Here is a 12,330-nt window from a genome sequence, read left to right as displayed (position 1 = left end):
CCCCCGGCAAGCGCGCTGGGCGTCTGATGATGATCATTGCCTGGGCCGCGGCGCTGTTTCTGGCGACGCGGTTTTTCGGTGAATGGGAGCAGCGTCAGGAAAATCCGAACACCAGCGTCACCTCGCAGCACGGTGACGGCTACGTCGAAGTTCAACTGGTGAGCAATCGCCAGGGGCACTTCGTCATGACCGGGGAGATCGACGCTCACCCGGTGCAGTTCATGCTTGATACGGGGGCGACCAATGTCGCGATTCCCGACCAGGTGGCAAAAAAACTGCGGCTCGAGCGCGGCGCCAGGGTCGAGGTGAGCACGGCCAATGGCCGCACCGAAGCTTTCAGGACCACGCTGGGCCGGCTGCAAATTGGCGATATCGTCCTGAACAACGTGCGTGCCCTGGTGGTGCCCGGGCTGGACGGCGATCAGGTGCTGCTGGGTATGAGCGCCATCAAACAACTCGAATTCACCCAGCGCGGTGGCACATTGCTGCTGCGTCAGACGACAAAATGATGAGGCCCGCATGAGCGACTCCCTTGACCTCAGCCTGGATGGCGTAGAACGCCGATCACTGGCTGACTTCACCGAACAGGCCTATCTCAACTACTCCATGTACGTGATCATGGACCGTGCTTTGCCGCATATCGGCGACGGCCTGAAGCCCGTGCAGCGGCGCATTGTCTACGCCATGAGCGAGTTGGGGCTGGACGCGGACGCCAAGCACAAGAAATCGGCGCGTACCGTCGGCGACGTGCTCGGTAAGTTTCACCCCCACGGTGATTCGGCCTGTTATGAAGCCATGGTGCTGATGGCGCAGTCCTTCAGCTACCGCTACACCCTGGTGGACGGCCAGGGTAACTGGGGTGCGCCGGACGATCCCAAGTCCTTCGCGGCCATGCGTTACACCGAAGCTCGCTTGTCGCGTTATTCCGAAGTGCTGCTCACCGAACTGGGCCAGGGCACTGCGGACTGGGTGCCGAACTTCGACGGTACTCTCGATGAGCCGGCCGTTTTGCCGGCTCGGTTGCCGAATATCCTGCTCAACGGCACCACCGGTATCGCCGTGGGCATGGCCACCGACGTTCCGCCACACAACCTGCGGGAAGTCGCTTCGGCGTGCGTGCGTCTGCTGGACGAGCCGAAAGCGACAATCGAGCAGTTGTGCGAGCACGTTCAAGGGCCGGATTATCCAACCGAAGCGGAAATCATCACCCCCCGCGCCGACCTGCTGAAAATCTACGAGACTGGTCGTGGCTCGGTGCGCATGCGCGCCGTGTATCGCGTTGAGGATGGCGACATCGTCGTGACCGCGCTGCCGCACCAAGTGTCCGGCGCCAAGGTGCTGGAGCAGATCGCAGGGCAGATGCAGGCCAAGAAGTTGCCGATGGTCGCCGACTTGCGGGACGAGTCTGACCACGAACACCCGTGCCGCATCGTGATCATTCCGCGTTCCAACCGCGTCGATCCCGAGGAGTTGATGCAACATTTGTTCGCCACCACGGAGCTGGAGTCCAGCTATCGGGTGAACATCAACATCATCGGCCTGGACGGCAAGCCGCAACTCAAGAACCTGAAGGCGCTGCTGTCCGAATGGCTGCAGTTCCGTATCACCACGGTGCGTCGGCGTCTGCAGTTCCGTCTGGACAAAGTGGAGCGTCGCCTGCACCTGTTGGACGGCTTGCTCACTGCCTACCTGAACCTGGATGAAGTTATCCACATCATCCGTACCGCCGAACACCCGAAAGCCGAGCTGATTGCACGTTTCGAGCTCTCCGAGATTCAAGCCGACTACATCCTCGACACCCGTCTGCGTCAATTGGCGCGTCTGGAAGAAATGAAGCTGCGCGGTGAACAGGACGAATTGCTCAAGGAACAGGCCAAATTGCAAGCCCTGCTGGGCAGCGAGACCAAGCTGCGCAAACTGGTGCGCTCCGAGCTGATCGCTGATGCCCAAACCTATGGCGATGATCGACGTTCGCCAATCGTCGAGCGCGCTGAAGCCAAGGCACTGTCCGAAAACGAACTGATGCCGACTGAGCCGGTGACAGTCGTTCTTTCGGAAAAGGGTTGGGTGCGTTGCGCCAAAGGACATGACATTGACGCGACGGGGCTTTCCTACAAAGCGGGGGATGGCTTCAAGGCTGCTGCTGCGGGGCGTTCCAATCAGTTCGCGGTGTTCATCGACTCAACCGGGCGCAGCTATTCGCTGGCAGCGCACACTCTGCCGTCGGCGCGGGGGCAGGGCGATCCGTTGACCGGCCGTCTCACGCCACCGCCGGCAGCGACGTTCGAGTGCGTATTGCTGCCAGACGACGAAGCGCTGTACGTCATTGCCTCGGATGCCGGATACGGCTTTGTGGTGAAGGGCGAAGATCTGCAAGCCAAGAACAAGGCCGGCAAGGCGTTGTTGAGTCTTCCGGCTGGCGCGAAGGTCATCCTGCCGCGTCCGGTGCCTGATCGTGAGCACAACTGGCTGGCGGCGGTGACTACCGAAGGCCGTCTGCTGGTGTTCAAGATCAGTGATCTGCCGCAACTGGGCAAAGGCAAGGGCAACAAGATCATCGGGATACCGGGCGAGCGCGTCGCCAGTCGTGAGGAATATGTGACCGACTTGGCAGTGATTCCCGAGGGTGCCACCTTGGTGCTCCAGGCGGGCAAGCGTACGCTGTCCCTCAAGCCAGATGATCTGGAGCACTACAAAGGCGAGCGTGGGAGACGTGGCAATAAGCTACCGCGGGGCTTCCAGCGCGTTGATGGGTTGTTGGTGGAAAGCGCTACTTAATCTGGAGATTTCAGTGCTCGATCTTCGTTTCGTCACGAAGATCGACGCAGAATCGCTGGAGTCGTCGAGCATATTCACGGATGATATGTCGTCTTGAGGTGCGGGCGTGGCTGTGTGCCTTCATGTTTTCTTGAGTATTTGACAGTGTGGCGCGCCGTGCGGCGGCCACTTGGATGGAATGATGAACTTTCTACGCGTTCCTTTTGTTCTGTTGTTGACCGGCGTTCTGGGTTTGGCCGGGTGCAGCGTTCATCAGCCCCAATCGCTCTATCAACTGGACAGTGGCGATCCTGGGCAACCTAAACAAAGTGCCGGCGTGGCTGTCGTCCTGGGTCCGGTTTCCGTTGCAGACTACTTGCAACGAGAGACATTACTGCAGCGTCAGCCTGATGGCAGCCTGACGGCGTCGACCGACGGTCGCTGGGCGGGCAGTCTGTCTTCCGATATCGATCAACTGCTGTTGCGCCAACTGGCGTGGAAGCTCGACAGTCAGCGCGTGGTGATGGCGCCCGCAGCGGCCAATTTCACGCCTGACGTTCAGGTGGTCCTGTCGATCACTCGACTGGATTCCGGCGAGAATCAACCCGCTGTACTCGACGCACAGTGGCGTCTGCTGGACCGCCGCGGCACCGTACGGGACAGCAAGCTGATTCACCTGGAAGAGCCGCATGCAGGCACTTCCGCCGCTCAGGTCAAGGCTCAGGGCGTGTTGTTGCAGCGTCTGGCCGATCAGTTGAGCGTTGCGGTCAAGCCGATTGCCAGTCAGCCATTGGTCGCTGACGAGCCGAGGAAAGCCGCTCAGCCCGCCAAGACCCGCACCGATCAGGACAAGCCCAAGATCCCGATGGCGTCCCCGATCCGTACCGACCTGGAAGTGTTCCGCTTCTAAGTTGACGTAAGACAAAAAGCCCGCAGCGATGCGGGCTTTTTTGTGGGTGTTGGGCTTGGGATGTATCTGCGCGGGTGTAGGTTAGGCATTCTTATTTTGATGCCCTGCGGGCGTGATCGCGGGCAAGCGCGCTCCTACATTTGCTTAAACGTACCATCGCCTGAGGGACCGCGTGCTCAGCCTTCAAAGCAGATCGCAGATTTTGCCTCTAGCCCGAAGGCCATCAACTCGGTCTATCAGGCCATCGCGCGTTGCATAAGATGTAGGAGCGCGCTTTGCCCGCGATAAGGCCCACAGGGCATCAGGGTAAGAAATTCTACCTGTGCCCAATCAGACCTTACGCGCCTCATGCATGCGCGCCAGTTGGCGCTCCAGCATTGACGGATACGGCTCCATCAGGCGCTCCACGCAGCTTGCGCCTTCAGGGCTTGCAATCGGGCGTATGCGTGCGCGCTGACGGATGGTGGGGTCTTCGCTGATCTTGCGCTCCACCAGCAACAGGTTGCGGCTGTGTTGCGACAGGGCCAGGGCGTCCTGAGCGGTTTCGGTCAGCAGCAGGTCGATCTGGTTCATGCCGTGCAGGCCTTCACCCAGCGTCAGGCCCAACTGCAGTTGCAGGGTGATGCCGCTGTCGGCGACTTCGATCTGCAATGCATGACTCAGGGCGCGCAGCAGCTCACCACAGCAGATGGCGTTGGTCAGATAATCATCACCGCTGTCCTGGGTGCTGAACACCATCAGCGAACTGCCATCGTTCAGGGTGTGCAGTTCGCTGTCGTACAGCGATGCAGCCTGGTCGATGCAGTCACGATAACGCTCCAGCAGCTCGGTCAGGCGAGTGCGAGGCAAGCGTCGCAGTTGTTCCTGCGAACCAAGCTGCACGGCCAGCACGGCGCTGTATTGAGGTTGCGACGGCACGACCGGCAACACCGGACGCGGGGCTGGCTTCTGCGCTACAGGCGAATCGTCACGCAGGTCCGAGAACGGGTCTTCTTCGTCTTCTTCATCTTCCTCGGCGACGATGCGTCGAGCCGGAATCGCAGTGGCGCGAGGCTTGGGTGCGTCGTCGAACTCCGGATCGCTTAGGTCACTGGTGTCGAATTCGGGCGAAGTGTCGTCTTCGTCGATGTGTTCAGGCTCTGGAGCAGGTTCCGGCTCAGGCTCCGGCGGCGCGTAGGAAGCCTTGAGCTGGCGGGCCAGATCGCCGATTTCATCCTGACGGTCAGTGGCAGGTGTGTAGGGGTCGATATAACGCAGCCACATGCGCAGTTGCAGCATCGGCGTCGAGATGTGCCGCCCCAGACGCAGGCTCAAGGCCAGGGCCAGTGCCAGCAGGATACCCGCCAGAATGCCCATGCTTTGCAGGCTGATGGTCAGCGGTTGTTGGAACTGGGACATGTCCAGGCTGATGCGCAGCGTACCTGCGACGGTGTCCTGAAAGGTGACCTTGATCTCGTAGAGGCCTTCGGCTTCTCCCAGCAGGCCGTTTTTCGGACGCTGGCCGGCTTCGGCGAGAATCCGGTTGTCAGGACTGTAGATAGCGGCGTGAGCGACCAGCGGGTTCTTCACCAGATTGCCCAGCAACACGTTGAGGCTGAGGATGTCGTTGGACACCAGCAGCTCCGTGGCGGAGGTCGCGGTTTGCGTGGTCAGGGCTTGCCCCAATGCGTCCGCCTGCTCGTGCATGGCTTGCTTGAATTGCAACCCCATCACGCAGGCGTAGATCACCAGAGCCAGCGCGACGAGGATCACGTTGTGGCTGGCGATGCGCAAAGCAATCGGTACACGTCGATGACGCAATGCCCGGAAGATCAGCAAGAAGAAATTATCGGTTTTTACTGGCGTGGGCCGGTTCACTGAGCACGGCTCTCTTGGAGAAGTTGGGGCGCAGTATAGCGAGCGGTCCAGTAGCGGCAAAGCGCTCGCTGTGCCCGGCGGTCACTGAAAGTGAGTAGAATGCGGTTTTTTTCCACTGCGGGGGTGCGCCTTGCGCGAAATTGTCCTGATAAACATCACCGGCGAAGATCGTCCGGGTCTCACTGCGGCCATTACCGGCGTACTGGCCCAAGGCGGCGTCGATGTTCTGGATATCGGTCAGGCCGTGATCCACGACACGCTGTCGTTCGGCATTCTGGTAGAAATTCCGGACACGCAAAGCGGTTCGACGGTGCTGGATCGCGTTCAGCTGAAAACCGATGAACTCGGGCAGCAGGTGCTGTTTACCCATGTCAGTGAAGACGATTACCAGCACTGGGTCGACGATCAGGGCAAGGATCGGCACATCGTGACGCTGCTGACTCGCAAGGTCACCGCCGAACAGCTGCAGACGGTCAGTTCGATCACCGCCAAATACGGTTTGAACATTGATCGTATCGATCGCTTGTCCGGGCGCATGCCGCTGGACATGCCAAGCGGCAAAGGCAAGGGCTGCATCGAGTTCTCCGTGCGCGGCGAGCCAGCGGACGCTCAGCAGATGCGCGCCGAGTTCCTGCATGTCGCGCAGGAGCTGAACGTCGATATCGCGTTCCAGCAAGACTCACTGTTTCGCCGTAACCGCCGCCTGGCCGTATTCGACATGGATTCGACGCTGATCGAAGCCGAAGTCATCGACGAACTGGCCAAGGCTCACGGCGTCGGCGAGCGGGTTTCCGAGATTACCGAGCGCGCGATGCGTGGTGAACTGGACTTCCGCGCCAGCTTCAAGGAGCGCCTGGCGTTGCTCAAGGGCCTGGACATCAAAGTGCTGGACGAAATCGGTGCTTCGCTGCGTTTGACTGAGGGCGCGGAAACGCTGTTCGCCGAGCTCAAACGACTGGGTTACAAGACGGCGATTCTTTCGGGCGGCTTTACCTACTTTGCCCGCCAGTTGCAGGCCAAGCTGGGCATCGACTACATCTTTGCCAACGAGCTGGAAGTGGTCGACGGCAAATGCACGGGCGTTGCCGTCGAGCCGATCGTCGATGCCCAGCGCAAGGCCGATCTGCTGCGCGAACTGGCGAGCAAAGAAGGTCTGAGTCTTGAGCAGACGATTGCCGTGGGCGACGGCGCGAACGACCTGCCGATGCTGGCGATTGCAGGCCTGGGTGTCGCTTTCCGCGCCAAGCCGCTGGTCAAGCAGTCAGCGAAACAGGCGATCTCGACCCTGGGTCTGGATGGCGTGCTGTATCTGCTGGGGTTCCGGGATCGGGAAGGGCGCGGCGCCTAAAGCTCCTTCCACAGGGAATCGAATTCCTGCTCCGGGCCTGAGTCCGGAGCTTTCTTCTTCGCCCCCTCAAGAATCTCGTACTCGAACTGGTTATAGCTGCCAGTCGTTGCCCGACGATTGTGCAGGGTCGCTCGCCGCTCATCACCGTTGCTGTTGATCATGACCTTGCTGCCGTCTTCAAACGGCAAGCGAGGTGCGACGACGGTTGCCGGAACATCGATGGCGCGGACTTCGGGCAATAACAGCGCTCGAAGATACTGACTGCTTTGCTCGGCGCGCAACAGCTGCATGCCACAAGGCTGGGCGAAAGGCGCAATCAGCTCGACGCCCATCTGGGTGCCGCCGCTGCGCACCTGGCGTACCCAGCGCACCACTGCAATGCTCCAGCCATGACCGTGGTCCTGAATGCCGATCATTTCCCCGGCCTGCAACTGGTCCGGCACGTCTTTCGGCCAGGCCAGGCAGTAGCCGCCGGGGCTGTGGTTGACGATATGCAGGCCGTAAGTCGGAAAACTCTTCTGGCCGTCGGACGCAGAGGCGCCGCCGTCGGATTCGTCACGCTGATACTCGATTTCCTCAAACGGCAGCATGTTGCTCGAGGTGCCGCTGCGCTGCACATCCATGGCTTGCCCCCAAGGATCATGCTTGGCCGAATCGAGCGGTTGCAGCGAGTATTCGGCGATCTTGCTAACCACGACAGCCGGGACCTGGAGCAACTCGCTGAACGACTTTCGACCGCCGACAAAATAGTGCAAGGCGCTCATGCCCACGCAGACGGTCAGAGTTCCCTGGCCCGGTGTGCGTTGAAAGGCGCGCTCTGACACATCACCCCAGGCAGCCGCCAGATGCTGAAGTACATCGATCGACAGGCCCGGTGGCACGTGCAGGTAAGACTGCGAGCGTTGCTCTGGCGGCAGCTCGATATAGCGTTGCAGCGCCGCCGACAGGGCACGCGGATTGATGCCCAGCAGCAGAGCGCGCTGATCTTCGGTGTACAGCGAGGTGTACCGAGGCGCGGAGTCGGTGTTGGGCGCCACAGCGTACAGGCTAGTGTCATCCAGTGGCAGCTGCAGCGTGACCATCGCGCTCCAGGCGTCCAGCGCATCGGCGAGTTTGCCGATGTTGTGCTGGCGCATCTGGTTGCAGCGCGAGCAGCCCATCAACAGCGCCACCAGATAGGTCTGTTCCACCGTGAGTGTTCGGGTGTGATGCGCCTGACTGTCGGCGACCGGAATGTGATGCAGTTGAAGCTGGCGGGCGATCTGATAGATCTGATGCAATTCCAGCCACAGGCCGTCCTGCACGGGGCAATAAAGCTGATTGGCGCGAATCAGCGGGCCATTAAGGCAGTGAACCGCACGCTGCAGCGCGGTGGTCAGCAGCGTGACGCGGTCTTTGCTCAGTCTGGGCGCCACCCGGGCGATGATCTGCTTGTAGCCGATCGCCAGATGGTTTTGCAGGGCCTGACACAGATTCGCGACCTTGCGCGGGCGCTCTTCCAGTACCACCGATTGATTGAGGAAATGCCGCTCCAGGTGCTTGCACACGAATGACACTTCCGGGCGCAGCAGCTCAAGGAGTTGCAGGCGGTTCTCGCTAGGCGTCAGTAGTTGGTTGAGTTCGCCAAGTCCCTGATACAGCTGACGGGCCATTTCGCCAAGATTGGCTTTCGGGAGGGTGGAGATCCAGCGCTTGAGGTCCTTGGGTGTCGCGTCACAGAACGACAGGCTCGACTGCGTCGGCACGGGCGCGCGCAACAACAGAGGGAGGCTTAAATTACTCATGTGACAGGCAAACTCCAACAACTACTGGCTCGGATGACCCTATGAAACTGCGTTGCAGTGACACACCGCCAAGCGAAACGAGCAAGTTTACGTCAATTGAAAGCGAAGTTTCCTACAACACCGATGAGCGACTTTAGCAGCATCAGTTGTCTGTCGCAGCCCTTCATATCAAAGTGACGCCGAGCAAATTTGATACATCGGGAATATGACGGCTCGTGGCGGGCTGCATTCGCGACCGCAGGCCCGCCAAAAAAAACGCTTCGGAGTGTCTTAGGCAAGAATCACGCCTGAGCAGATGTTGCCAGCATCTGACCCATTCGAACCGGCGATCCGGCAGCCAGTTGCTCGGCCCATTTCACTTGATTCGGGCCAAACAACACGATGGCGGTTGAGCCCAGCTTGAAGCGGCCAAGCTCGGCACCTTTCTCCAGATGGATCGGCGCACGCGCAGCTTCGTCGTAGCTGAAGGTTTTCAGCTCGCGTTTTGGCGGCGTCACCAGCCCGGCCCAGACGGTTTCGATGGAGGCGACGATCATCGCGCCCACCAGCACCACGGCCATGGGGCCGCGCTCGGTGTCGAACAGGCAGACCACGCGTTCGTTGCGGGCGAACAACTCAGGAACGTTTTCGGCGGTGGTCTGGTTGACCGAGAACAGGCGGCCCGGCACGTAGACCATCTCGCGCAGCGTGCCCGCCAGTGGCATGTGGACGCGGTGGTAGTCCCTTGGCGACAGGTAAACCGTGGCGAACTCACCGCCCATGAACGGTGCGGACAGTCGTGCGTCGCCGCCCAGCAGTTCAAGTGCGCTGTAGCTGTGGCCTTTGGCCTGGAAGATACGGCCGTGCTCGATCGGGCCCAGTTGACTGACTGCACCATCGGCAGGGCAGAGAATCGAACCTGGCGTTTCATCCAGCGGACGCGCGCCCGGCTTGAGCGCTCGGGTAAAGAAGTCGTTGAAGTGCGGATAGGCCGTCGCGTCTTCAACCAGAGCCTGGGACATATCGACCTGATAGCGGCGCACGAACCACTGGGTGAACGCGTTCTTGAACCATCGCACCCGGCACTCGGCAACGCAGCCAGCCAGACGCGACAGCAGATGATGGGGAAGCAGGTATTGAAAAAGAATAAACAGACGCTGTTTCATCAAGATTCCTAAAACGTATCAAAAGGGCTTTGAACAGGTGAAGCCAGGTTTGCGTTGCAAGCGCTTCCCGTTATTTCTCGACCGGCGTATCCGGGTGGTTGCCCCATTCGCCCCATGAGCCGGCGTAGCCCTTGATTCGCGGGTAACCCAGCGCTTTGGCGACCAGGTAGGTGAAGCCGGAGCGGTGGTGTGTCTGGCAATGGGTTACGACTTCTTTATCCGGGGTGATGCCCAGGCTTTCAAGAATCTGCGGCATGTCTTTGCGGATGCGCAGGTTACGCGCCTGATCCATGCCAGCGGTCCATTCGAAGTTCACGGCGCCAGGGATATGACCACCTTTGGCTGACACGACCTTTTCGCCAGAGTATTCGGTCGGCCCGCGCGCGTCCCAGATCGCCAGATCGGCGGCGCCCAGCCGGCTTTGCAGGTATTCGCGCGTGGCAGTCGGTTCGTCATGCAACGTCAGCGGCACGGGCCCACCGACAGTCGCAGGCACTTCGATCGACAGCGGCAGGCCGTCGGCTTGCCAGGACAGCAGGCCGCCATCGAGATAGTGGTAGTTCGAATGCCCGATGACGTCCAGCAGCCAGATGAAGCGACCGGCCCAGCCGCCGCCTTCATCGTCGTAAACCACGTACACCGCGCTGGGGTTGTGACCCAGTTCGCCGAATAATACTTCCAGCTGCGCTTGGCTCGGCAGCAGCCCAGGGGCTGGCGGTCGGCCAAGTTGCGTGCGTTTCGGGTCGACGAAACGTGCACCGGGAATATGGCCCGCCTCGTAGCGGGCGGTACTGGTCAGGTCGACCAGGATCAGTTCTGAAGCGCCGAGACGGGCCTGCAGGTCTGCGGGCTCGATCACCAACGGCAAGCTTGAGAAAGCAGACATGTAAGGTCTCCTGATCAACAAAAAGAGGCGAATTGTAGCTCAGCCGTCAGCCATTGCGATGGCTAAAGGTGGTCAGTGCCTTCTCGATGCATTGGCCGGTCTTCCCGAATGCCTGAACCGTGACTTCCGACAATGGGCCTCCCCCTTGGTCGGCAACGATCAGCATGACGACGCGACCGTTGCTGGCAAGTGAGCGAATGAGCAGGTTCTCTCCCGGGAACAGGGCTCTGAGTTGCGCAGGCAACAAGGCCGAGAACTGCGCGTTGTTGCCGGGCGTCAGGCGCAGTTGCGTGGCCTGGGCGAGTAGCCGTTGCAGCACGGTGCTGTCTTTATAGGGGATCAGCAGCGCCGCGGCCGACGCGTCCACGCCCCCAGTCTGATGAACGCGCAGGCTGTCGCTTTTGCGGTCGATCATCAGCAGCATCACCCGCTGAATGCCCGAGGCCAGTAGCGCATCCCGCGCGCAGGTGGTCAGGTGCATGGCGTTGGTGAAGGCGCTCGGTTCTTTGAGCAGGTCGCCGCAGTGTTTGCGCCAGACCTGTAACCCCTCGGCCGACGGCGGTGGGGCAGGCAGCAGACCCTTGTGAATACGCCGGGCATCCCATGGCCACAACAGGGCTTCGGCCGGGTGCCAGACCCCGGGTGCCGCATGTTGGCGGGCACTGGCCGCCGCGTTCTGATGCACCTGTTGCTGCAAGTCCATCAACGGCTGTTGCAGATAAAGGCTGGTGAGCAGTTGCCAGCGCAGGTTATGGGGCGTATCCCAGGCTTGTTGCGCTGAGAGCGCCAGACCACTCGCCAGCAGGATGGTGTTGGCCGGTTGATTCAGCCACCGCTGCAGCGGCAAGTCTGCATCCAGCAGTTGCTGTTGCTTGAGTGGCTCAGGGTTTTCGTGAGCGATGCGCAGCACCTTCACCAGATTTCGCTGTTCATTGATCAGCAAGTTGTAGCCTTGAGTGACCCAGATCGGCAAACGCCAATGATCAGCCAGTGCCTTGCACAGGCGCAGAAGGCGTACGCCGAACAGGGACTTCTCGACGATCTTTGCCGACTCACCTTTGTGAATGACGCGCAGCTCCCATTCCTCCAGCAGGCCAGGATGCGCCAGTGCCAGCGGCCACAACGGCGCGAGAAACAGCAGACTGCCCAGATGAATGTCCTGCCAGAGCCGCGCCAGTTGGTTGGCGAACAAGCCATAGGCCTGTTGCGTCGCGTGCTGGCTGATCAGTTGCAGTTGGCGCAGTGCGAGCGGAATTTCCTGAAGCTCCACGTTGGGCAGGCGCGCCAGCAATGTACCGGTACGCGCCAGTCCCAGCCGGTTCAGTGCCACTTCCAGACTCTCCGCAGGCTCCGCCAGCCCGCCGCTGTGCAGGTTTGCCTCACGCAGTACGCTGAGCACGAGTGCAGGGCTGTCTTGCATCAGGTCCGCGATTTCGCGCAACGAACGACGGCTGTCGTTTAGCGCCGCATGGACCTTGGCGTGAGCCACCGCCGGGACCGGCAAGGCGATGCCGTCCAGTTGTTTGATCCAGGTGTCGAGTGTCTGCGGAACGGGGAGCGTCGAGGCTTTATCTGATTGCATTCACTGGGCCCATACGGCTGGGAGGTTTTGATCGGTGTCGAATGGTGGCATCATGCTGGCC

9 protein-coding genes are annotated in these 12,330 nt (G+C 60.7%); 4 read left to right on the top strand and 5 right to left on the bottom strand.

The window, feature by feature from the left end:
* Window positions 1–26: 26 nt before the first annotated feature.
* The 3 genes from D3M70_RS22270 (at window position 27) to D3M70_RS22260 (ending at window position 3,667) form a co-directional block, all read left to right on the top strand.
* Complete coding sequence (locus tag D3M70_RS22270) at window positions 27–509, top strand: TIGR02281 family clan AA aspartic protease (RefSeq protein WP_177418469.1); 483 nt, start codon at window positions 27–29, stop codon at window positions 507–509.
* A 10-nt stretch (window positions 510–519) separates the two neighbouring features.
* The gene (gene parC / locus D3M70_RS22265; protein ID WP_120127793.1) at window positions 520–2,778 is read left to right on the top strand and encodes a DNA topoisomerase IV subunit A; all 2,259 of its coding nucleotides are present in this window, start codon (window positions 520–522) and stop codon (window positions 2,776–2,778) included.
* 181 nt (window positions 2,779–2,959) lie between these two features.
* Window positions 2,960–3,667 carry a membrane integrity-associated transporter subunit PqiC gene (locus D3M70_RS22260; RefSeq protein ID WP_120127792.1) on the top strand — a complete coding sequence of 236 codons (708 nt, stop codon included), beginning with the start codon at window positions 2,960–2,962 and terminating at the stop codon, window positions 3,665–3,667.
* A gap of 330 nt (window positions 3,668–3,997) precedes the next feature.
* Here D3M70_RS22260 and D3M70_RS22255 read toward each other — a convergent pair whose 3' ends face one another.
* Entirely contained in the window at window positions 3,998–5,524 is a 1,527-nt protein-coding gene (locus D3M70_RS22255; protein ID WP_120127791.1) for a HAMP domain-containing protein, read from the bottom strand.
* Window positions 5,525–5,654: 130 nt separating this feature from the next.
* Between D3M70_RS22255 and serB the strand changes: the two genes are divergently transcribed.
* On the top strand, window positions 5,655–6,872 hold the full coding sequence (serB, locus tag D3M70_RS22250; RefSeq protein WP_165869865.1) for a phosphoserine phosphatase SerB: 1,218 nt from the start codon (window positions 5,655–5,657) through the stop codon (window positions 6,870–6,872).
* On the opposite strand, the gene D3M70_RS22245 is transcribed toward serB, so the two are convergent.
* The 4 genes from D3M70_RS22245 to D3M70_RS22230 all read right to left on the bottom strand — a co-directional run bounded on the left by D3M70_RS22245 (window position 6,869) and on the right by D3M70_RS22230 (window position 12,269).
* Window positions 6,869–8,656 carry a molecular chaperone gene (locus D3M70_RS22245; protein WP_120127789.1) on the bottom strand — a complete coding sequence of 596 codons (1,788 nt, stop codon included), beginning with the start codon at window positions 8,654–8,656 and terminating at the stop codon, window positions 6,869–6,871. The two genes, serB and D3M70_RS22245, sit on opposite strands and share 4 nt — an antisense overlap.
* Window positions 8,657–8,937: 281 nt before the next feature.
* Window positions 8,938–9,807 (bottom strand): archaetidylserine decarboxylase, encoded by an 870-nt coding sequence (gene asd, locus D3M70_RS22240; RefSeq protein ID WP_165869880.1) that lies wholly within the window; start codon window positions 9,805–9,807, stop codon window positions 8,938–8,940.
* A gap of 64 nt (window positions 9,808–9,871) precedes the next feature.
* Window positions 9,872–10,687, bottom strand: coding sequence for a thiosulfate sulfurtransferase (gene rhdA, locus D3M70_RS22235; protein ID WP_120127787.1), 816 nt, complete (start codon window positions 10,685–10,687; stop codon window positions 9,872–9,874).
* Between the two features lie 46 nt (window positions 10,688–10,733).
* Complete coding sequence (locus D3M70_RS22230; RefSeq protein WP_120127786.1) at window positions 10,734–12,269, bottom strand: HDOD domain-containing protein; 1,536 nt, start codon at window positions 12,267–12,269, stop codon at window positions 10,734–10,736.
* Window positions 12,270–12,330: the final 61 nt, after the last annotated feature.

The sequence above is a fragment of the Pseudomonas sp. LS-2 genome, assembly GCF_003605735.1.
GTDB lineage: Bacteria > Pseudomonadota > Gammaproteobacteria > Pseudomonadales > Pseudomonadaceae > Aquipseudomonas.
Note: the sequence above shows the minus strand (reverse complement) of the source record. Positions and strands in the feature narration are given on the sequence as shown.